Genomic DNA, 21,666 nt, shown 5'->3' on the forward strand with positions numbered 1-21,666 from the left:
TTAAAGCCCCCGGAGCGCGGCGCAGACCCGTGCCACCTCCTCGTCGGTAATCTCCGGGTACATGGGCAGGGAGAAGACTTCCTGCGCCGCCTTGGCGGTTTCAGCGCAGCCGGCGGGGCCCAGGGCGACACGCCGGGCATAGGCGGGCTGCTCGTGCACCGGCACCGGATAGTGGATGCCGGTGCCGATCCCCTGCTCCTTCAGCCGCGCCATCAGCGCGTCGCGCTCGGCGTGGCGCAGCACGTAGAGGTGATAGACATGCTCTGCGCCCGGGCGGCGGAAAGGGGGCGTGAGCCCGGTTCCCGCCAGCGCCGCGTCATAGGCGGCGGCGATCTCGCGACGCCGGGCATTCTGGCGGTCCAGGTGCTTCAGCTTCACGCGCAGCACGGCGGCCTGGACCTCGTCCAGCCGGGAATTCACGCCGATGAGGTCGCTGATGTAGCGCCGCTTCCAGCCATATTGCCGGATGGCGGCGATGCGATCCGCCAACTCCGGGTCGCGCGTCGCCAGGATGCCGCCGTCGCCCAGCGCGCCCAGATTCTTGGTCGGGTAGAGGCTGAAGGCGGCCGCATCGCCCAGGGTGCCGAGCATCTGCCCGTCGAGCCGCGCGCCGTGGCACTGGGCGCAATCCTCGATCAGCATCACCCCGGCGTCGCGGCACGCCTCCAGCATGGGCTTCAGATGCACGGCCTGGCCGTAGATGTGCACCGGGATCACGGCGCGGATCGGCGGCAGGCCGGGCGGCGGGTCCTCCAGCACGGCGCGGAGCTCGTCAGGGTCCATGGTGTAGGTGTCGGGGTCGATGTCGAGCAGCAGCGGCGTGGCGCCCGTCATCTCGATCGCCGCCACCGTTGCCACGGCCGTGTGTGACACGGTGACCACCGTGCTGCCCTCGCCGATGCCCATGCCACGCAGGATGAGCATGAGCGCATCGGTGCCGTTGGCGCAGCCCACCGCGCGGGGCAACCCGACCCATTCGGCGAATTCCCGCTCGAAGGCCTCTCCCTCCTTGCCGAGGATGTACCAGCCGCTTTCCAGCGCGCGGGACAGGGCGGCGTCGATCTCGGACTTCAGGGCGCGATAGCCCGCTCCTGGGTCGGCGAAGGGCAGCATGGTCGGTGCGGCGGACATGGGCGTTTCCCGTGAAAGCTCAGAAGACGTAATCGGCGAGGCGGTTGCGGTACCAGTCGAGCGAGCGCCGCAGCCCCTGATCCAGGGAGACCTGCGCCGTCCATCCGGTCGCGTTGCGGAAGGCGTTGTCGTTGGCGGCGTAGGAGCCGATGTCGATGGGCGCGCGGTCGGCCGGGAATTCGCGCGTCGTGAAGCTTCCCTGCCCGTCATTGGCGGCGATGATGCGCTCGGCCAGCTCCAGCAGGGAGACGGGCGGCGCGCCGCCCAGGTTGAAGACCTGCCCGGCGACGCCCGGGCGGTCCGCCTGCTCCGCCGCGACCAGGAAGGCATTGGTCACGTCGTCCACATAGGCCAGATCGCGAAGCTGCGCCCCGCCCCAGACCTCGAAGGGCTCGTTTTCCAGGAGGCGCCGGATCCAGATGCCCAGGAAGGTCTGGCGCGCATCGGCGATGCGGAGCCGCGGGCCGTAGCAATTCGTGAGGCGTAGGGAGACGACCGGGCGGCCCAGCACGCGATTCTCCAGCATCCAATACTGCTCCCCAGCCCATTTCGACACGCCATTGGCGTCGGGCGGGTTCACCGGGTGCATCTCATCCACCGGCAAGGCGATCGGGCGGCCGTAGAACTGGCGTGTCGAGGCATGGACGACTCGCGCCCCCGGCGCCGCCTCGCGCATCACCTGGATGAGGCGGACCTGCGCCACGGCATTGATGGCGATGTCGGCCACCGGGTCACGCTGCCCACCCATATGGCTGGTCTGTGCCGCCATGTTGAACAGCACATCGGCGTCCTGGCAGAGCGAGTGCAGCTCCGTGTCGCGGATGTCGCCGCGCACCAGCAGCACGCCCGCGCCTTCCAGATTTGCGGGGTTGGCTCCGCCCTCGGGCAGCATCGCATCCAGCGCAGTGACCCGCGCCCCCAGCCCGGCCAGGGCATGGCACAAATTGGAGCCGAGGAACCCCGCCCCGCCTGTCACCAGCACCCGCTTCCGCTTCCAGAACTCCGAATCCATTCAGTTCACCTGATCCTGCGCTGCCATCATCACCCGTGATTTGCGGCGGAACTGCGCCACTTCCCTGTCCGAGCCGCGGCGCGTCAGCCGGGCACCGCCGCCACGCCGGTGATCTCCACCTTCCAGGAAGGGTCCACCAGCGGGGCCTGGATGGTCATGCGCGCGGGCTTCGCCGAGGGATCGAGCCAGGAGCCCCAGGCGCGGTTCATGGCCGGCGCATCGCCGATATCGGCCAGCACGACCGTCACGCTCAGCAGGCGTGACTTGTCGGTCCCGGCCTCGGCCAGCAGGGCGTCGATCTGGCGCAGCACATCGGCGGTCTGCGCCTCGGCATCGCCCGAGGTGTCGTCGGGCACCTGCCCGGCCAGCCAGACCAGCCCGCCATGCACCACGGCGCCCGACAGGCGCCCTTCCTCAGCCAGCCGACGGATCATGGGACTCCCTCTCGTCAATGACGCCCGAACCTAACCGATGGAGGCGCGCCCGCCAGCCCGGTCCTTGACGCATCCGGTGCGCCTGCGGAGCTTTCCGCCGCGGCCGCATTGCTGCCCGGCGCCGCGCTGGCCCAGGCACAGCACCACGGAGCGCATGGGGCTCCCGACTTGCGGCCGATGACGCCCTCGCCCGAGCCCTACGCCAACCTGTTCCAGGGCGGCGCGCCGCATCACATCACACCGGAGCAGGCGGCACAGCGCGTCACGGACAGCCCAGCCCCCGCCGGCCCGGCGGGGCGCTGGGTGAAGCGCGCCGACATGCCCATCCCGCGCTCCGAGATGGCCTGGGCGACGGCCTGGGATGGCCGCATGCACGTGGTCGGCGGCTATGGCGAGGGCCAGGTGAACCGCGCCTACCACACGGTCTATGATCCGGGGCGGGACCAGTGGTTCGACGCGGCGCCGCTGCCGCGCGGGGCCAACCATGTCGCGGTGGTGGCAGATGCCGGGCGCGTCTATGCGCTGGGCGGGTTCATGGAACAGAATCGCCGCTGCGATGACAAGGCCTTCTTCTACGACGTCGCCCGCGACCGCTGGCAGGAGATCGCGCCCCTTCCCCGTCCGCGCGGCGCGGCGGCCGCCACGGTGCTGGACGGAAAGGTCCACCTGATCGGCGGTGCCACCGACCCCGCGCCCGAGCGCGCCTCCATCTCCTGGCACGAGGTCTATGACCCGCAGGCCGACAAGTGGGAGCTGCGCCGCCCGCTGCCCGCCGGCCGCGACCACGTGGGCTGCGTCACGCATGCCGGGGTGATCCATGTCGTCGGCGGGCGCTTCAACACCTTCCAGTACAACACGGACATGCACCACGTTTACCTTCCGGCCCGCGACACCTGGGAGGTGAAGGCACCCCTCCCCACCGCGCGCTCGGGCCATGGCATGGTGATCCACAAGGGCCGCTTCTACGTGATGGGCGGCGAGGGCGGCATCCTCGAGCGCGGACAGGCGCGGGACGCCAAGGTGTTTGGCCAAATGGAGAGCTACGACCCGGCCTCCGACACCTGGCAGAGCCACGCGCCGATGCCGACGCCCCGCCATGCCGTAGCCGCGGTCTCCATTGGAGATTGGATCTATGTGGCGGGTGGCGGCGCCGTGCTGGGCGGCGCGGTGCAGAGCGCCATCCACGAGGCGTGGACGCTGGGGTAAGGGGCCTAGACCTCCTCCACCTGCGCGACGCCGGGCAATACCTTGAGGGCCTGCATCATGCGTGGCCCGACATTCCAGCCGCCCGGGAGCGCCACCTCGACCTCCTGGCCCGGGCCAAGGCGCGGCACGATGGAGACGCGGCCCTTGCCGCGTCCCTCGCGCTCCAGCAGCGACTTGATGTCCGGCAAGGCCGTCGCGGCCTCGACGAAGACGCGCATCCCCTGCCCCGCCCCGGCAGCCGCCTTGTCCAGCTTCTCGCAGTCGGCGGCGGTCAGGCGCAGCGCGTCGTTCTCGATCCGCGCATCGGCCGTGACCAGCACGGCCGAGCCCTCCTCCAGCATGTCGCGGCAGCGATTCAGCACTTCGGAGAAGAAGGTCACCTCGTAGCCGCCCGCCTGGTCCGAGAGCGACACCCAGGCCATGCGGCTGCCGGTGCGCGTGTTGCGCTCCTTCCGGCCGGTCACCGTGCCCGCCAGCTTCAGCCGGCCCGACCCGGCCCGCGCCTTCTCCGAGATGCGGGAGGAAAGCGTGACGCCCAGGCGCCGCAGCGCACCGCGATACTCGTCCAGCGGATGGGCCGAGAGGTGGAAGCCCACCGCCTCCGCCTCGAAGGCAAGCTTGTCCAGGGTGGGCCAGTCGGGCATGTCGGGCAGGCGCAGCATGGCCGGCCCCTGCTCCGCCTCGCCGAACAGCCCGATCTGGCTGGAGCCGCGCTCCTCCGCGCTGGCCTGGGCGCGGCGCAGCACCGTCTCGGCCCCCGCCACCAGCTTGGCCCGGTTGCCCTCCAGGCTGTCGAAGGCGCCCGCCTTGGCGAGGTTCTCCAGCTGCATCTTGTTGAGCAGCTTCGGGTCCACGCGCGCCGCGAAATCCGCGAGGCTGGTGAAGGGCCCGCCCACGTCGCGCGCTGCTACCAGATCCTTCATCGCCTGCAGCCCGACGCGCTTGATCGCAGCGAGCGCGAAACGGATGGCCCCATCCTCGATCACGAACTCCGCGCCAGATCGGTTGATGTCCGGCGGCAGCACCTTGATAGAAAGCCGCGACGCCTCCTGCATGTGACTCGCCAGCTTCTCCGTCTTGTCCATGTCGAGCGTCATGGAAGCGGCAAGGAAGGCGACGGGGTAATGCGCCTTCAGATAGGCGGTGTGATAGGAGACGAGCGCATAGGCCGCCGCGTGCGACTTGTTGAAGCCGTAATTGGCGAACTTCTCCATGAGGTCGAAGACCTCACCCGCGACCTTCTCCGGCACGTCGTTCTTCGACGCGCCTTCGACGAAGATGGCGCGCTGCTTCGCCATCTCCTCCTTGTTCTTCTTGCCCATGGCGCGGCGCAGGAGGTCCGCGCCGCCCAGCGAATAGCCCGCCATGACCTGGGCGATCTGCATCACCTGTTCCTGGTAGACCATGATGCCATAGGTCTCGGCCAGGATGTCGTGGATCAGCGGATGCGGGCTGTCCCATTTCTCGCCGTGCTTGCGGGCGCAATAGGCCGGAATGTTCTCCATCGGGCCGGGCCGGTAGAGCGAGACGGCGGCGATCAGATCCTCGAAGCGGTCGGGGCGCATGGCGCGAAGGCAGTCGCGCATGCCCTGGCCTTCGAACTGGAACACGCCGGCTGCGTCGCCCTTCGCTAGCATCTCGTAGGTGTCGGCGTCATCCAGCGGGAGCGTGTCCAACTCCACCGTCACGCCCTGCTCGCGCAGCAGCTTCACCGCGCGGTCCAGCACGGTCAGTGTCTTGAGGCCGAGGAAGTCGAACTTCACCAGCGAGGCCTGCTCGACATGCTTCATCGAGTACTGGGTGATGAGCATCTCGCTGCGTGGGTCGCGGTAGATGGCGGTGATGTCGAGCAGCGGCTTGCGCCCGATCACCACCCCCGCCGCGTGGGTGGAGGCGTTGCGGTACAGGCCTTCCACCTGGAGCGCGATGTCCAGCAGGCGTCCCACCGCCTCATCCGTCTCCCGCGCCTCCTTCAGCCGCGGTTCGCCCTCGATGGCAGCAGCGAGAGGCACGGGATTGGCCGGGTTGTTCGGGATGAGGGAGGCAATGCGGTCCACCTGCCCATAGGGCATGCCCAGCACGCGCCCCACGTCGCGCACCGCCGCCTTGGCCTGAAGCTTGCCGAAGGTGATGATCTGCGCGACGCGGTCGGCGCCGTATTCGCGCACCACGTAGCGGATCACCTCATCCCGCCGGTCCTGGCAGAAATCGATGTCGAAGTCCGGCATCGAGACGCGCTCGGGATTGAGGAAGCGCTCGAAAAGCAGTCCGAAGCGCAACGGATCCAGGTCGGTGATGGACAGCGCCCAGGCCGCAACAGAACCTGCGCCCGAGCCGCGCCCAGGCCCCACCGGGATGCCCTGCGCCTTGGCCCACTGGATGAAGTCCGCGACGATCAGGAAGTAGCCCGAGAAGCCCATCTGCTCGATGACGCGGAGCTCGTATTCCAGCCGTTCGGCATGGATGGGCGGCACCGGCTCGGGCGCGAAGCGGCGCGCCAGACCTTCGCGTGCCATCTCGGCGACGGTTTCGCCTTCTGTCCGCCCTTCGCGCACCTTGGGGCAGACCGGAAGCTCCGGCTTGCGGGCCGTCTCCATCACCGTGCAGAGCTTCGCGATGGCGAGAGTGTTGTCGCAAGCCTCGCCCAGATCGGCGAAGGCGGCGCGCATCGCCTCCGCCGGCTTGAACCAGTGTTCCGGCGTGACGCGGCGACGCTCGCGCTCGGTAAGCAATCGCCCTTCCGCGATGCAGAGCAGGGCGTCGTGCGCTTCGTGCATCTTCGCCTCTGCGAAATACACGTCGTTCGTGGCGACGATGGGCACGCCGGCCTCATCCGCGAGGCGCAGCAATCCCGGCTCGAGCGCCGCCTGGCGCGGCGTCGGGCCGTGGCGCATCAACTCCACCGCCATCCGGTCGGGGAAGCATTCGCGCAGCGCGTCCAGCAGCCATCCCGCCGCCTCGCGACGCCCTTCCGCCAGCAGGCGCGACAGCGGCCCGCAATCGCCGCCCGTCAGCAGGAATAGCCCCTTCCCGTGTCCGCGCAGGTCATCCAAGCCGATGGCCGGACGGCCCGAAGGGTCATCATCCCGCACCCACCCTATCGAGGACAGCTTCTTGAGGTTCGCCAGCCCCTCGGCATCCATGGCGAGGGCCACCACGCAATCAGCGCCGGCTCGGAGAACCTCTTCACGAGTCTCGGACACGGCGCGGCGGGTGAGCCAGAGCTGACAGCCCATGATAGGCTGCACACCCTTCCCGCTGGCGGCCTGGGCGAATTCCAGCGCACCGAACATGTTGGCCGTGTCGGTCAGCGCCACGGCCGGCATCCCGGCGGCAGCGGCCAGGGCGGGCAGCTTCTCCGCCTTGATCGCCCCCTCGCTCAGGGAATAGGCGGAATGGGCGTGGAGATGGATGAAGCCGGCCATCCCCCCAATATAGGCGATCCCTCAGCCGGGAACGAGCACCCCTCCGCGCAGGGTCACCACGCGATCCATACGCGACGCCAACTCGTTGTTGTGGGTCGCGATCAGGGCGGCGAGGCCCCGGTGGCGCGCCTCGTTCAGCAACTCGGCGAAGACGAGCTCCGCCGTCGCGGCGTCCAGGTTGCCGGTCGGCTCGTCGGCCAGGAGCACGCGCGGCGCATTGGCCAGGGCGCGGGCGATGGCGACGCGCTGCTGCTCGCCGCCCGAAAGCTTGCCGGGCCGGTGGTCGAGCCGCGCGCCGAGTCCGAATGTGCCGAGCAGATCCTTTGCCCGCTCCGCCGCCTTCGAGCGCGAGACGCCGGCCGCCATCTGCGGCAGCATCACATTCTCCGCTGCCGTGAACTCGGGCAGTAGGTGGTGGAACTGGTAGACGAAGCCGATGGTGCTGCGCCGGATCTCCGTGCGCGCATCGTCGCCCAGCGTGCCGGCGGTGCGCCCCTCTACAAGCACCTCACCGCCATCGGGGCGTTCCAGCAGCCCAGCGACATGCAGCAGGGTGGACTTGCCCGTGCCGGAGGGCGCGACCAGAGCGACCACCTCGCCCGCTTCCAGCGCCATGTCCACGCCTCGCAGCACTTCGAGCGTGCCGGCCTCGGTGCGGTAGCGGCGCTCCACGCCGCGCAGTTCGAGCGGCGGGCTACTCATTGCGCAGCATCTCCACGGGGTCGGTGCGGGCGGCGCGCCAGCTGGGATAGATCGTCGCCAGCAGGGCCAGCGACAGGGCCAGCGCCACGACCTGCGCGACCTCCGCCCAGTTCAGAACGGCGGGCAGACGGGTGAGGAAATACACTTCCGGGCTGAACAGCTCCGTGCCCGAAAGCATCTGGATGAATTGCCGGATGCTCTCGATGTTGATGCAGAACAGCACCCCCACCACGAAGCCCATCAGAGTGCCGATCGCGCCGATGGAGGCGCCGCAGAGCAGGAAGATCCGCATGATGGCGCCGCGCGTCGCACCCATGGTCCGCAAGACGGCGATGTCCCTTCCCTTGTCCTTCACCAGCATGATGAGGGAGGAGATGATGTTGAAGGCCGCCACGATGATGATCAGTGTCAGGATCAGGAACATCACGTTCCGCTCCACCTGAACCGCCGCGAAGAAGGAGGAGTTGGCGTCCTGCCAATCCAGGATGCGGATGCCCGAGGGGATGGCGGCGCGGATGTCCCGGTTCACCGCCCGCACCCGCGTCGGGTCGGCGACGAAGACCTCCACCTGCGTGGCGGCGTCCGGCCCGGTCTGGAAATAAGTCTGGGCGGCGGGGAGCGGCATGAAGACGTAGGAACTGTCGTATTCATTCATCCCCACCTCGAACAGCGCCACGACGCGGTAGGCGCGCAGGCGGGGGATGGTACCGATGACGGTGGCACGGCCCTGCGGGGAAACGAGGGTCAGGCGGTCGCCCACGTTGATGCCCATGCGGAAGGCGAGGCGCGTCCCGATGGCGATGGCATCATCGCCGCTGAACTGATCGAGCGAGCCGGCGCGGATGTTGCCGGCGATGATCTCCCGCGCGCGCAGATCCTCCGGCCGGATGCCGCGCGCGAGGCCGCCGCTGGCTCCGCCGCCCTCGGCCGTCAGCAGCACCTGCCCTTCCACGATAGGCGTCGCGCTCACCACGCCGGGCACGCGGCGGACCGCGGCTGCTACCGCGTCGAAGTCGCGCAGATTGCCGCGTTCAGCCGCGAAGACGCCCATGTGGCCATTGAGGCCGAGGATGCGGCCCAGCAATTCCTGCCGGAACCCGCCCATCACGCTCATCACGATGATCAGCGTCGCCACCCCCAGCATGATGCCAAGGAAGGAGAAGATGGCGATCACCGAGGTGAAGCGGTCGCTCTTGCGCGACAGGAGGTAGCGCTTGGCCACCGTGCGCTCGAATGCGTTGAACATCAGTGCCTCTCATTGAGCAGCCACGCGGCCGCTTCGCGCAAATCCCTAGCCCCGGATCCGTGCGAGCGCGTCGTCCAGTGAAACCTCCTCGCGCTCGCCAGTCGCGCGGCGCTTCAGCTCCACCTTGCCTGCGGCGGCGCCGCGTGGGCCGATGATGGCCTGCCAGGGGCAGCCCAACAGATCCGCATCGGCGAACTTCACCCCGGCGCGTTCCGGGCGGTCATCCAGCAGCGCCTGGTCGGGCATCGCCGCATGGAGCTTGCCACACAGCGCGTCCGTCGCGGCATCGCCGGGCTTGAGGTTCAGGATGGAAACGCGCCAGGGCGCCACCGCATCCGGCCACTTGATGCCGGCCTCGTCGTGATTCGCCTCGATCAGCGCGGCGACAAGGCGCGACACACCGATGCCGTAGGAGCCCATCTCGGGCACCACCTCGGACCCGTCCGGCCCGGCGACGCGCAGCCCCATCGGCTCGGAATACTTGGTGCCAAAATAGAAGATGTGGCCGACCTCGATGCCGCGGGCGCTCACCTGCCGCTCGGCCGGGACACGCCCCCAGGCGGCCTCGTCGTGCTTCTCGTCAGTCGCGGCGTAGCGGCTGGTCCAGAAATCGACGGTGGGGGACAGGTCGCCCTCGTAGTCCGGTTCCTGTGCCAGCGGGTCGAAGTCGAGCAGCTCGCGGTCCAGGAAGACCTGGCTTTCGCCCGTCTCGGCGAGGATGATGAATTCGTGGCTGAGGTTGCCGCCGATCGGACCGGTATCCGCCTGCATGGGGATGGCCTTCAGGCCCATGCGCGCGAAGGTCCGCAGATAGGCGACGAACATCTGTCGGTAGGAGTGCTGCGCGCCTTCCTTCGTGAGGTCGAAGGAATAGGCGTCCTTCATCAGGAACTCGCGCCCGCGCATCACTCCAAAGCGAGGCCGCACCTCGTCCCGGAACTTCCACTGGATGTGGTAGAGATTCCGCGGCAACTCGCGATAGCTCGTGACGTAGCCCCGGAAGATGTCGGTCACCATCTCCTCGTTGGTCGGACCGAACAGCATCGGGCGGCCATGCCGATCCTCAATGCGCAGCATCTCCTTGCCGTAATCCTCGTAGCGGCCGGAGCGCTGCCAAAGCTCGGCCGACTGGATGGTTGGCATCAGGATTTCCTGCGCGCCCGCGCGGTCCTGCTCCTCCCGCACGATGCGGGCCACGTTGTTCAACACACGCAGCCCGGCCGGCAGCCAGGCATAGATGCCGGCGCTGGTCTGGCGGATCAGCCCCGCGCGCAACATGAGGCGATGAGAGACGATCTGCGCCTCGGCAGGGGTTTCCTTGAGCGTGGGCAGGAAGGCTTTGGTCAGACGCAAGGGAGCGGATTCCTCGGAGGCAAAGGCGGCGCACCCTACAGCGGAATCCGTTGATCCCGAAACCGACCCCTGCAACAGCCGGAATGAAATTTTGCTGCGCCGCACAACGGATTTGGTGAAGAAAGTGACTTGAATGGCCGGTTTCCAACCGCTAAACAAAAAGAAGGGCTGGCCCCTTGCGGGGACAGCCCAAGTTTAGGGAGGAAACGCCAGTCACACGGCAGAGAGAGGAACATCCTCTCTCTGACGACGATAATGGCGGAATGACCCTTCGAGTCCAATGCGAAAGCCGGGAAAAATCGGCTGAAAATCAGGCATCCATTAAGGATATGCCTATTCGAGGGGCGACCGCCGGGCGAAATCCAGGCAGTCGCCTTTTCCTTGTGCAGGTCGCCTCAGTCGGGGATGGCCAGCCAGCCGCGGCGGAACGAGATCAGGTCGCTTTCGATCAGCGTATAGATCGCCAGCCAGATCACCGCGGAGAGAATTGTGGTCCAGATGATCTTGCGACCGAGCTGCGGCGCGGCAGGCGCGCCTCGCCAACCGCCTTCCTCCAGGCTGCCTTCCTCCGGATTCACGCCAATCGGCAGGATGCAGAAGAGCAGCGTCCACCAGATCAGCGAATAGACTACAAAACCGATAAACCAGCCCATCAGACCCTCAGCAGGTGAACCTCGACATTGGGGCGCTTGCGAAGCTGCCGCCCCACCGCCTTGCGCAACATGGCACGCGCCGCCTCGGTCACGGCATCGTCCTCACGGCGCAGCCCCTTCGGCAGCTCGCCGAGGCCCCGGGCCAGCTCCTCGGCCAGATCCTCGGATTCGGGGCCATCGGGATCGAAGAGGCCGGGCGCCGAGATGCGTGGCTTGCCGACGAGCCGCCCCTGTCCGTCCACGGCGAGGCTCGCGACCAGCACGCCGTTCATGAGCATGCGCTTGCGCGCACCCAGCACCCCTCCCGCCACGGGTAGGAGGCGGCTGCCATCCACGGCCAGGCGACCGACCGGCACGCTTTCCGCAATCTCGGCCCCACCGGGGGCAAGGCGCACCACGTCGCCATCCTCGATGACCAGCGCCTCTGCCCCGAGGCCGCGCGCGAGAGAGGCGTGCTCGGACAGGTGGCGCCACTCGCCGTGCACGGGGATGGCGTAGCGCGGACGCACGAGCTCGTAGAGGCGCCTGAGTTCATCGCGGGCCGGATGGCCGCTGACATGGACGAAATGGTCGTCGGCGGTGATGACCTTGCAGCCGCGCCGCGCAAGATCGTCCTGCACGCGCAGGATCGCGCGCTCATTCCCCGGGATCTGCCGCGAGGAGAAGATGACCGTGTCCCCCTCGCCCAGCGCCATGTGGGGGTGGGTGTCGGCTGCGATCTTCGCGAGAGCCGAGCGCTCCTCGCCCTGCGACCCCGTGCAGATGATCAGGAGGTTGTCGTCGGGAATGTATCCCGCCTCATCCTCCGAAACGAAGTCGGGCACGCGGGAGAGGTATCCGCACTCACGCGCCGCGGCGACGGCGTTGCGGAGCGACCGGCCGAACAGCGCCACGTCGCGCCCCGCCGCCTGGGCCGCGAGCGCGACCGTCTCGACGCGGGCCAGGTTGGTCGCAAAGCAGGTCACCGCGATGCGGCCCCGCATGGGGCGGATCAGCTCCTGCAGGCTGCGCCGCACTTCCGACTCGCTGCCCGAATGCCCCTCGACCAGCGCGTTGGTGCTGTCGCACACCATGGCGAGCACACCCTCCTCGCCCAGCCGAGCGAAACCGGCCTCGTCCGTGGGCGGGCCGATCAGCGGCTCCGGGTCCAGCTTCCAGTCACCCGTGTGCACGACCAGACCGTGGCGCGTCCTGATCGCCATGGCCAGCGCCTCGGGGATGGAGTGGGCGACGCGCAGGAACTCGATGTCGAAGGGGCCGAGCTTCAGTCGACCCGGCAGGTCGAAGGGGCGAAGCTCCGCCTCCTGCGACAGCCCGGCCTCGGCCAGCTTCCGCCGCAGCACGGCCGAGACGAAGGGGCCGGCATGGATCGGGCATTGCAGCGAGCGCCAGAGATGCGCCACGCCCCCCACATGGTCCTCGTGCGCGTGGGTGATGACGAGGCCCAGCAAATCCCCCCGCCGCTCCGCCAGCCAAGCCGGATCGGGGACCATGATCTCGACGGAAGGATTGTCCGGACCGCCGAACCCGATGCCGCAATCCACGGCGAGAAGCTTGCCGTCACAACGATACACGTTGAGGTTCATGCCGATCTCCCCCGTTCCGCCGAGGGGGATGAAGGCGAGGTCGTCCTTGGGTGTCATGCGTGTCCAGCGGAGGATGGGGGGGGCGGGTTGCGCCCGGCCAGCAGTCGAAGCCCCTCAAGCGTGATGTCAGGGTCCACCGTCTCGATAAGGGTGGTTCCCTCGGCGAAGAGTGGGGCGAGACCGCCCGTTGCCACCACCTTCAGGCGCGGCTGTTCCGCCTCGGCCCGGATGCGGGAGATGATGCCCTCGATGAGTCCGACATAGCCCCAGAAGATGCCGGACTGCATGGCGCTGATCGTGTCGCGTCCGATGGCGGCCTGGGGGCGGCCGATACCAATGCGGGGCAGCCGGGCCGCGGCGCGGTGCAGCGCCTCGATGGAAAGGTTGATGCCGGGAGCGATGGCGCCTCCCAGGTAGTTCCCGGCATGGTCCACGACGTCGAAAGTGGTGGCGGTGCCGAAATCCACCACGATCAACGGGCCCTTGTAGTGGTGATGCGCAGCCAGGGCGTTCAGCAGGCGGTCCGCCCCCACCTCCTGAGGTCGGTCCACCATGATGCGGAATCCCCAGTCCAGCACCGAGCGCGCCACCAACGGCTCGCAGTCGAACCAGTCCCGCGACAAGCGACGGAGGTTGTAGAGCGCGGCGGGAACCACCGTGCCGATGGCGCAGCGGGTAATCTCGGCGGGGCGCAGGCCGGCATGGGTCATCAGAGTCAGCAGCCACACCGCGTATTCGTCGCTGGTGCGGTCGGCGCGGGTCGCGATGCGCCAGCGGCCGCGCCACTCCCTCCCGTCATGCACCGCGAAGACCACGTTGGTGTTGCCCGCGTCCACGGCCAGCAGCATCGCCTAATCCCCTACCTCGCCCGCGAGGAAACGGTGCACCCGCCCCCCGGTCGCAAGCATCAGCCCGCCATCCTCGGCGAGCCCTTCATAGCGCCCCGAGACGGTGCCGGTACCCTGGCGCAGCGTCAGTGTTTCCCCGCGCGTCGGACCGGCCGCCTCCCAGCCCGCGCGGATAGGCGCGAAGCCTCCGACGAGGCGCCGCGTCATCCAGGCATCGAGGGAAACGAGAAGCGCCTCGGCAAATTCCTCGGGCACGACGGGGCCAAGCGCGGCGGTGGCGCGGCCCGGCACCTCCGGCGCATGGGCGAGGTTCACTCCGAAACCCAGCACCAGATGCGCGATGCCCCCCTGCCCGTCCACCGCCCCTTCCGCGAGGATGCCGGCGCATTTCGCGCCGTCCCGCAGCAGGTCATTCGGCCACTTCAGCGAAAGCCCGCTGGCGAAGCGCGATGCCGTCTCGTGCAGCGCGACGGCTGCGAGCAGCCCGTATTGCGGCAAGTCCCGAGCGGGTCCGCCGGGCCGCAGCAGCACCGACAGGGCGAGATTGCCCGACGGTCCTTCCCATCCTCGTCCCTCGCGGCCGCGCCCCGCCGTCTGGCGCCGCGCCATGACGGCGAGCCCATCAGGCTCGCCCGCTTCCGCCAGTCCGGAGACGAGGCTCTGGGTGCTTTCCAGTGCCTCGAAGATGCGCAACCGCCAGCGGGAGGCCGCGCCGCTCACCCCATCAGCGCCAACGCGGCCTGCCGCGCGGCGGCGAGGATGGGTGCGGGGAAGAGGAAGAACAGCGTGGTGAACAGCGCGGTCGCGCCCAGCACCACCGTCACTCCCCCGGCGCGCTGCTCGAAGCCCGGCTGCGGAGCGTCGAAATACATCACCTTTACGATGCGCAGGTAGTAGTAGGCCGACACGACGGAGGAGATGACACCCACCGTCGCAAGCACCCAGAACCCCTGCTCCACCGCCGGCAGCAGCACGTAGAGCTTGGCGAAAAAGCCAGCGAGCGGCGGGATGCCCGCCATGGAGAACATGAAGATGGCCATGCACAGCGCCATCATCGAGTCGTTGCGGCCCAGCCCGGCGAGATCCTCGACGCCTTCCACCGCGCGGCCATTGCGGCGCATCGCGATCAGCACCGCGAAGGCACCCAGATTCATGGCGATGTAGATGCTAATATAGACCAGCACCCCGCGAAGGCCGCTTTCGCCGCCGACAGCGAGGCCCATCAGGACGAAGCCGACATGGCCGATGGAGGAATAGGCCATCAGGCGCTTGATGTTACTCTGGCCGATCGCGGCAAAGGCCCCAAGCACCATCGAGCCGAGCGAGGCCAGCACGATGATCTGCTGCCATTGGTCGGACAGCTCGGAGAACGGCCCGGCCAGCACGCGCACGAGGAGCGCGACCCCCGCCACCTTGGGTGCGGCGGAGAAAAAGGCTGTGACCGGCGTCGGCGCGCCCTCATAGACGTCGGGTGTCCACATGTGGAACGGCACCGCCGCGATCTTGAAGGCCAGAGCCGCGATGATGAACACGATGCCTACCACGACGCCCGCGCTTACCCCTGCCTCGGCGGAGAGCGCGTCGGCCAGCCGATCGAAATTTGTCGTGCCGGCAAAGCCATAGACCAGCGACGCCCCGTAGAGCAGCAGGCCCGAGGAAAGCGCGCCCAGCACGAAGTACTTCAGCCCTGCTTCCGCCGAGCGCGGGTTGTCGCGGTCGAACCCCGCTAGGACGTAGAGCGGCAACGACAGAAGCTCGAGCCCGAGATACAGGCTCATCAGGTCGTTGGCCGAGATCATGACCATCATCCCGAGCGTGGCGAAGAGCGCCAGCACCGGGAACTCGAAGCGCGACAGGCCCTCCTTCTCATTCCAGTCGAGGGCGACAAGGAGCGAGAGCGACCCTGCGGCCAGCGCCAGGATCTTCATGAAGGAAGAGAAGCTGTCCGAGACGTATTGCCCGCCGAAGCCCGTGCCCTCGGGCTGCATCAGCACGAGCACGCCTGTGACGAGGAAGGCACCGATCGTCGCCATGGCGACGGGGAAGGTCATGTCCCGCCGGGGTACGACCCCGATCAGCAGGATGGCGCAGCCCGCGAGCGCGAGCACGATTTCAGGAAGGGCGATCTGCCAGTTCATGGAAGCCCCGCGAGCCGGGAGGCGGCCTGCACCGCAGCCTGGTGTTGCTCCACCAGCTGCGACACGGTCACCGAGAAGAAGGAAAGGAAAGATTGCGGATAGATGCCCATCCACAACGTCAGTGCGATCAGCGGCGCGAAGGTCGCATACTCGCGCGGGCTGAGGTCGAGTAGCGAGCGCAGGTCATCCCTCGTGATGCGGCCGAACGCCACGCGCCGGTACAGGTAGAGCATGTAGGCCGCGCCGAGGATCATGCCGAGCGCAGCGCCCAGCGCCACCCAGGGGCTGACGGACCACGCGCCGACGATCACCAGGAACTCGCCGGGGAAGCCCGCCGTACCCGGCAGCGCGACGCTGCCCATGGTGAAGAGCATAAAGACCAGCGCATAGGCCGGCATGATCTTGGCCACCCCGCCATAGCGCGCGATCTCGCGCGAATGGATGCGGTCATACAGCACGCCGACGCAAAGGAAGAGCGCGCCCGACACGACGCCATGCGCCAGCATGGTGAAGAGGGCGCCCTCGATTCCCTGCTGGTTGAAGGTGAAGATGCCAAGCGTGACGATGCCCATATGCGCCACCGAGGAGTAGGCGATGAGCTTCTTCATGTCCTGCTGCGCCAGCGCGACCAGCGAGGTGTAGACCACCGCCACCACCGACAACACGTAGATGAAGGGCGCGAAATAGGCCGAGGCCTCCGGCAGGAGGGGCAGCGAGAAGCGCAGGAACCCATAGGCCCCCATCTTCAGCAGCACGCCCGCGAGGATGACGGAGCCAGCCGTCGGCGCCTCCACGTGCGCATCGGGAAGCCAGGTGTGGACCGGCCACATCGGCACCTTCACGGCGAAGGACGCGAAGAAGGCCAGGAACAGCCAGACCTGGACACCGAACGGGATCTCGAACTCCGCCAGCTCCGGGATGCTGGTCGTGCCCGCGCTGAACCACAGCACGATGATCGCCAGCAGCATCAGCACCGAGCCGAGCAGCGTGTAGAGGAAGAACTTGTAGGCGGCATAGACGCGCCGCGCCCCACCCCAGATCCCGATGATGAGGAACATCGGGATCAGCACGCCCTCGAAGAAGACGTAGAACAGGATGAAGTCCATCGCGCAGAACATGCCGACCATCATCGTCTCCAGGACGAGGAAGGCGACCATGTACTCCCGCACCCGGTTCTCCACGCTCTCCCAAGAGGCGAGGATGCAGAGCGGCGTCAGCGCGGTGGAAAGCAGGACGAACAGCACGGAAATGCCGTCCACGCCCATCATGTAGTTGACGCCGAACTCCGGCAGCCAAGAGAGCTGCTCGACGAACTGGAAGTCCGGGCTCGACTTGTCGAAGCGGAACCAGAGGATCAGCGACAGGACGAAGGTGATCAGGCTGGTCCAGAGCGCAGTCCAACGAGCGTTGGAAGCGACAACCGCATCCTCGCCACGCACGCTCATGATGATCAGCGCTCCGGCCAGTGGCAGGAAGGTCAGGAGCGAAAGGAGGGGAAATCCCGCGGCGTTCATCGGTCAGGCGCCCACAAGGAAGATGGTGATGAAGAGGACGAGGCCGATGATCATGGCGAAGGCGTAGTTCGCCACCCGCCCGGTCTGCAGCCGCACGGCGCCGCGCGCGGCGCCCGCCGCGACAGAAGCCGCGCCGTTCGGCATGCCGTCGATGATCCGTACATCGCCGATCTGCCAGAACTGCACCGCGAGGCGCCGCGCCGGCTGGACGAAGATGCGGTCATACAGCTCGTCGAAATACCACTTGTTGAGGAGAAACCGGTGAAGCCCCGGCACGGCGGCCGCGATGCGCGCCGGCACCCGCGGCAGGAAGCCGTAGAGCAGCACGGCGAGCGCAATGCCCGACACGGCGGTGACCTTCGCCACGGTTGGCACCCAATGCGGCGCGTGGTGCAGCGCCTCCATCATGTGCTTGGCCGGGAGGTTGAAGATCGCGCCGTTCCAGAACTGCTCCTGTAGGTCGCCGATGAAGTAGGGCGCGAAGATGAATCCCGTCGCGACCGCACCGGCCGAGAGGATCAGCAACGGGATCAGCATCACCGCCGGGCTTTCGTGCACATGCGCCATCGTTTCCGCATCCGCCCGCGGCGCTCCATGGAAGGTGAGGATCAGGAGGCGCCAGGAATAGAAGGCCGTCAGGAAAGCGGCTAAGATCCCGCAGGCGAAGGCATAGGTACCCACACCGGATTGCGCGGCGATCGCGCCCTCCAGGATGGCGTCCTTCGAATAATAGCCGGCAAAGATCGGGATGCCTGCCAGCGCCAGCGAGCCGGTCCACATCACCACGTAGGTTACGGGGATCTTGCGCCAGATGCCCCCCATGCGTCGGATGTCCTGCTCGTCGCTCATCGCATGGATGACGGAGCCGGCGCCTAGGAAGAGCAGCGCCTTGAAGAAGGCATGGGTGAAGAGGTGGAACATCGCCGCCTGGTACAGCCCAACGCCCGCGGCGAAGAACATGTAACCCAGCTGCGAGCAGGTCGAGTAGGCGATGATTCGCTTGATGTCGTTCTGCACGCAGCCAATCGTTGCGGCGAAGATCGCGGTTGTCGCACCCACCACCGTCACCACGGACAGGGCGAAGGGCGCATACTCCATCACCGGCGACATGCGGCACATCAGGAACACGCCCGCCGTCACCATCGTCGCGGCATGAATCAGCGCGGAGACCGGGGTCGGGCCCTCCATCGCATCCGGCAGCCAGGTGTGCAGACCAATCTGTGCCGACTTGCCACAAGCCCCCAGGAACAGCAGCAGCCCGATCAGCTCGAGGGACGGCACACCCAGGAAGGTGTCCCCGGCCTGCTCCGCCGCAGCGGAGAAGATGGCGTCGAACTCCAGCGAGCCGAAGGTCCAGAAGGTCAGCGCCATACCGAGCATGAAGAACAGGTCGCCGACGCGGTTCACGATGAAGGCCTTCATCGCCGCCGCGTTCGCGCTTTCCTTCTCGTACCAGTAGCCGATGAGCAGGTAGCTCGCGAGGCCGACGCCTTCCCAGCCGAAGAAAAGCTGGACGAGGTTGTCTGCCGTCACCAGCATCAACATCATGAAGGTGAAGAGCGACAGGTAGGCGAAGAAGCGCGACGGCGTCTCGTCATGCGACATGTAGCCGACGCTGTAGAGATGGATCAGCGTGGAGATGAAGGTCACCATCCCCACCATGACCGCGCTCAACGTGTCGTAGCGCAGCGACCAGGCGAATTCGAGATCGCCCACGTCCATCCAAGTGAACAGCAGCTCGGTCGCGGGCTGGCCGCCCAGCGCGACCTGGAAGAAGGCCGAGACGCCGCAGATCGCGGCGAGCACCATGCAGATCACCGTGGACCACATGGCCGCCCGGTCGCCGATCCAGCGGCCGAAGAATCCGCTGACGGTGGCGCCCAAGAGCGGGAAGAAGACGGCTCCGACGAACATGCGCCTAACCCTTCAGCGTCGAGACGTCCTCGACCTCGATGGTCCCGCGGTTGCGGAAGTAGATGACGACGATGGCGAGGCCGATCGCGGCCTCGGCGGCGGCGACGGTCAGGATGAACATCGCGAAGACCTGCCCGGCCAAGTCACCCAGCTGGGCCGAGAAGGCCACCAGGTTCAGGTTGACCGAGAGCAGGATCAGCTCGACCGACATGAGGATGACGATGACGTTCTTGCGGTTCATGAAGATACCGAAGACGCCCAGCACGAAGAGGATGGCGCCCACCACGAGGTAGTGCGCGAGACCGACCGCCAGCATCAGTGGTGCCCCCCATGGCCATGGCCATCATGCGCGACAGGCTTCGGCTTCTCCTTCGGCTCGGGCGGAAGCGGGCGCAGGATGGACTCGCGCGTGATCCCCTGCCCCGGCGCCGGGCTCTGCATGGACAGGATGGAGGTGCGGGCGATCTGAGCGCCGATGTCCTGGCGCCGTGAATGCGCCGGCTTGTCGCGCAGGGTCAGCACGATGGCCCCAATCATGGCGACCAGCAGGATCAGCCCCGCCGCCTGGAACAGGAAGATGTAGTCCGTGTAGATCAACCGCCCCAGCGCCTCGGTGTTGGAGACGCCCTCGGGCACGGGAGCCAAACGCAGGTCGCCGGCATCGGGTGCGAAGTTCCAGGCGCCCAGCACCAGCAGGAGCTCCAGGAACAGAATGCCGCCCACCACGGCACCGAAGGGCGCATAGCGCTGGAACCCCTCGCGCAGCTGGCTGAAGTCGATGTCCAGCATCATCACGACGAAGAGGAAGAGCACCGCGACGGCGCCGACATAGACGATGACCAGAATCATCGCCAGGAACTCGGCCCCCGCCAACAGGAACAGCGCTGCCGCGTTGAAGAAGGCGAGGATCAGGTACAGCACCGAGTGCACAGGATTGCGCGAGGTGACGACCATCACCGCCGACGCGACGAGGACCGCCGCGAAGACGTAGAAAGCAAGGGCGGCGATCATCGGTAGGGCGCGTCCAGTTCGAGGCGCTTGGCCAGCACCGGCTCCCACCGGTCGCCATTCGCCAGCAGCTTCTCCTTGTCATAGAGCAGCTCCTCGCGGCTCTCGACGGCGAATTCGAGGTTCGGCCCCTCGACGATGGCATCAACCGGGCAGGCCTCCTCGCAGAGACCGCAATAGATGCACTTGGTCATGTCGATGTCATAGCGGGTGGTGCGCCGGCTGCCATCCTCGCGGGGCTCCGCCTCGATGGTGATGGCCAGGGCTGGGCACACTGCCTCACACAGCTTGCATGCGATGCAACGCTCTTCCCCGTTCGGGTAACGGCGCAGCCCGTGCTCGCCCTTGAAGCGGGGCGAGAGGGGTGACTTCTCATGCGGGTAGTTGATCGTCGCCTTACGGCTGAAGAACTGCTTCAGCGTCAGTGCCATTCCACCGACCAGCTCGGTCAGCAGGAAGGATCGGGCGAAGCGGTCGAGCGTCATCATGCCGGAAGCAGCCCCGTGATCTTAAGGAACCCCGCCGTGAGAACCAGCCAGAGCAGCGAGAAGGGCAGGAACACCTTCCAGCCCAGCCGCATCAGCTGGTCATAGCGGTAGCGCGGGAAGGTCGCGCGCACCCAGAGGAAGAAGAACAGCACCAGAGCGATCTTGAGCGCGAACCACACCGGGCCCGGGATCCAGGTGAAAGGCTCCATGTGCAGCGGCGGATACCAGCCTCCGAGGAAGAGGATGGTCGTCAGCGCGCTCATCAGGATCATGTTTGCGTATTCGCCGAGGAAGAACAACGCAAAGCTCATCGAGCTGTATTCGACGAAGAACCCGGCCACCAGCTCCGACTCGCCTTCCGGCAAGTCGAACGGGGCACGGTTCGTCTCGGCCAGGGCCGAAATGAAGAAGATCACGAACATCGGGAAGAGCGGGATGAAGAACCAGAGATTCTCCTGTGCCCGCACGACTTCCGTCAGGTTCAGCGAGCCGACGCAAAGCAAGACCGTGACGATGACGAAGCCGATCGAGACCTCGTAGCTCACCATCTGCGCGGCGGAGCGGAGCGCGCCGAGGAAGGCGTACTTCGAGTTCGAGGCCCAGCCGGCGATGATGATGCCGTAGACGCCCAGGCTGCTGATAGCGAAAAGGTAGAGGACACCGACATTGATGTCGGCGATGGCCCAGCCATCGTTCACCGGGATCACCGCCCAGGCCAGCATCGCCAGCATGAAGGTCAGCATCGGCGCGGCCATGAAGAGCAGCCGCGACGCGCCGGATGGGATGATCGTCTCCTTCATCAGCATCTTCAGCGCGTCGGCGAAAGGCTGCAGCAGGCCGAAGGGGCCGACCACGTTCGGGCCCTTCCGCATCTGCATCGCGGCCAGGACCTTGCGCTCGGCCCAGGTCAGGTAGGCAACGGCGATCAGCACCGGCACGAGAAGCGCCAGGGTCTGTGCAACGGTCAGGGCCAGCACCCCGACTGGCGTATTGAGGAAGTCGGTCATG

19 protein-coding genes are annotated in these 21,666 nt (G+C 67.2%); 1 reads left to right on the forward strand and 18 read right to left on the reverse strand.

Annotated elements, in window-relative coordinates; translation table 11 throughout:
- From JTJ31_RS02680 to JTJ31_RS02690, 3 genes are all read right to left on the reverse strand, one after another.
- On the reverse strand, positions 1 to 1,131 hold the full coding sequence (locus JTJ31_RS02680; protein ID WP_236019779.1) for a DegT/DnrJ/EryC1/StrS family aminotransferase: 1,131 nt from the start codon (positions 1,129 to 1,131) through the stop codon (positions 1 to 3).
- Positions 1,132 to 1,150: 19 nt separating this feature from the next.
- Complete coding sequence (locus tag JTJ31_RS02685) at positions 1,151 to 2,143, reverse strand: NAD-dependent epimerase/dehydratase family protein (RefSeq protein WP_207537037.1); 993 nt, start codon at positions 2,141 to 2,143, stop codon at positions 1,151 to 1,153.
- An 83-nt stretch (positions 2,144 to 2,226) separates the two neighbouring features.
- Positions 2,227 to 2,577, reverse strand: a complete 351-nt coding sequence (locus JTJ31_RS02690) for a RidA family protein (RefSeq protein WP_207537038.1) — start codon at positions 2,575 to 2,577, stop codon at positions 2,227 to 2,229.
- A 177-nt stretch (positions 2,578 to 2,754) separates the two neighbouring features.
- Between JTJ31_RS02690 and JTJ31_RS02695 the strand changes: the two genes are divergently transcribed.
- Entirely contained in the window at positions 2,755 to 3,783 is a 1,029-nt protein-coding gene (locus JTJ31_RS02695) for a Kelch repeat-containing protein (RefSeq protein ID WP_207537305.1), read from the forward strand.
- 5 nt (positions 3,784 to 3,788) lie between these two features.
- Here JTJ31_RS02695 and dnaE read toward each other — a convergent pair whose 3' ends face one another.
- From dnaE to nuoH, 15 genes are all read right to left on the reverse strand, one after another.
- The gene (gene dnaE, locus JTJ31_RS02700; RefSeq protein WP_207537039.1) at positions 3,789 to 7,208 is read right to left on the reverse strand and encodes a DNA polymerase III subunit alpha; all 3,420 of its coding nucleotides are present in this window, start codon (positions 7,206 to 7,208) and stop codon (positions 3,789 to 3,791) included.
- 21 nt (positions 7,209 to 7,229) lie between these two features.
- Positions 7,230 to 7,910, reverse strand: coding sequence for an ABC transporter ATP-binding protein (locus JTJ31_RS02705; protein ID WP_207537040.1), 681 nt, complete (start codon positions 7,908 to 7,910; stop codon positions 7,230 to 7,232).
- Complete coding sequence (locus JTJ31_RS02710; RefSeq protein WP_207537041.1) at positions 7,903 to 9,156, reverse strand: lipoprotein-releasing ABC transporter permease subunit; 1,254 nt, start codon at positions 9,154 to 9,156, stop codon at positions 7,903 to 7,905. Before JTJ31_RS02710 ends, JTJ31_RS02705 begins: the two co-directional genes overlap by 8 nt.
- A gap of 45 nt (positions 9,157 to 9,201) precedes the next feature.
- A complete protein-coding gene (gene proS / locus JTJ31_RS02715) occupies positions 9,202 to 10,509 on the reverse strand; it encodes a proline--tRNA ligase (protein ID WP_207537042.1) in 1,308 nt (435 codons plus the stop codon).
- Between the two features lie 395 nt (positions 10,510 to 10,904).
- Entirely contained in the window at positions 10,905 to 11,162 is a 258-nt protein-coding gene (locus tag JTJ31_RS02720) for a DUF1467 family protein (RefSeq protein WP_207537043.1), read from the reverse strand.
- Positions 11,162 to 12,805, reverse strand: a complete 1,644-nt coding sequence (locus tag JTJ31_RS02725; RefSeq protein WP_207537044.1) for a ribonuclease J — start codon at positions 12,803 to 12,805, stop codon at positions 11,162 to 11,164. Before JTJ31_RS02725 ends, JTJ31_RS02720 begins: the two co-directional genes overlap by 1 nt.
- Entirely contained in the window at positions 12,802 to 13,596 is a 795-nt protein-coding gene (locus tag JTJ31_RS02730) for a type III pantothenate kinase (RefSeq protein WP_207537045.1), read from the reverse strand. The genes JTJ31_RS02725 and JTJ31_RS02730 overlap by 4 nt, the downstream gene beginning before the upstream one ends.
- Positions 13,597 to 13,599: 3 nt before the next feature.
- On the reverse strand, positions 13,600 to 14,316 hold the full coding sequence (locus tag JTJ31_RS02735) for a biotin--[acetyl-CoA-carboxylase] ligase (protein WP_207537046.1): 717 nt from the start codon (positions 14,314 to 14,316) through the stop codon (positions 13,600 to 13,602).
- Positions 14,313 to 15,734, reverse strand: a complete 1,422-nt coding sequence (gene nuoN, locus JTJ31_RS02740) for an NADH-quinone oxidoreductase subunit NuoN (RefSeq protein ID WP_207537047.1) — start codon at positions 15,732 to 15,734, stop codon at positions 14,313 to 14,315. The genes JTJ31_RS02735 and nuoN overlap by 4 nt, the downstream gene beginning before the upstream one ends.
- Entirely contained in the window at positions 15,731 to 17,248 is a 1,518-nt protein-coding gene (locus JTJ31_RS02745; RefSeq protein ID WP_207537048.1) for an NADH-quinone oxidoreductase subunit M, read from the reverse strand. The genes nuoN and JTJ31_RS02745 overlap by 4 nt, the downstream gene beginning before the upstream one ends.
- 3 nt (positions 17,249 to 17,251) lie before the next feature.
- A complete protein-coding gene (gene nuoL, locus JTJ31_RS02750) occupies positions 17,252 to 19,162 on the reverse strand; it encodes an NADH-quinone oxidoreductase subunit L (RefSeq protein WP_207537049.1) in 1,911 nt (636 codons plus the stop codon).
- 4 nt (positions 19,163 to 19,166) lie between these two features.
- Positions 19,167 to 19,478 (reverse strand): NADH-quinone oxidoreductase subunit NuoK, encoded by a 312-nt coding sequence (gene nuoK, locus JTJ31_RS02755; RefSeq protein WP_207537050.1) that lies wholly within the window; start codon positions 19,476 to 19,478, stop codon positions 19,167 to 19,169.
- A complete protein-coding gene (locus JTJ31_RS02760; RefSeq protein WP_207537051.1) occupies positions 19,478 to 20,173 on the reverse strand; it encodes an NADH-quinone oxidoreductase subunit J in 696 nt (231 codons plus the stop codon). The genes nuoK and JTJ31_RS02760 overlap by 1 nt, the downstream gene beginning before the upstream one ends.
- On the reverse strand, positions 20,170 to 20,658 hold the full coding sequence (gene nuoI, locus JTJ31_RS02765) for an NADH-quinone oxidoreductase subunit NuoI (protein WP_207537052.1): 489 nt from the start codon (positions 20,656 to 20,658) through the stop codon (positions 20,170 to 20,172). Before nuoI ends, JTJ31_RS02760 begins: the two co-directional genes overlap by 4 nt.
- Positions 20,655 to 21,665, reverse strand: a complete 1,011-nt coding sequence (gene nuoH / locus JTJ31_RS02770; protein ID WP_207537053.1) for an NADH-quinone oxidoreductase subunit NuoH — start codon at positions 21,663 to 21,665, stop codon at positions 20,655 to 20,657. Before nuoH ends, nuoI begins: the two co-directional genes overlap by 4 nt.
- Position 21,666: the final 1 nt, after the last annotated feature.

Origin of the sequence: Sabulicella rubraurantiaca (genome assembly GCF_017355885.1) — a bacterium.
In the GTDB taxonomy this organism is placed as follows: domain Bacteria; phylum Pseudomonadota; class Alphaproteobacteria; order Acetobacterales; family Acetobacteraceae; genus Roseococcus; species Roseococcus rubraurantiacus.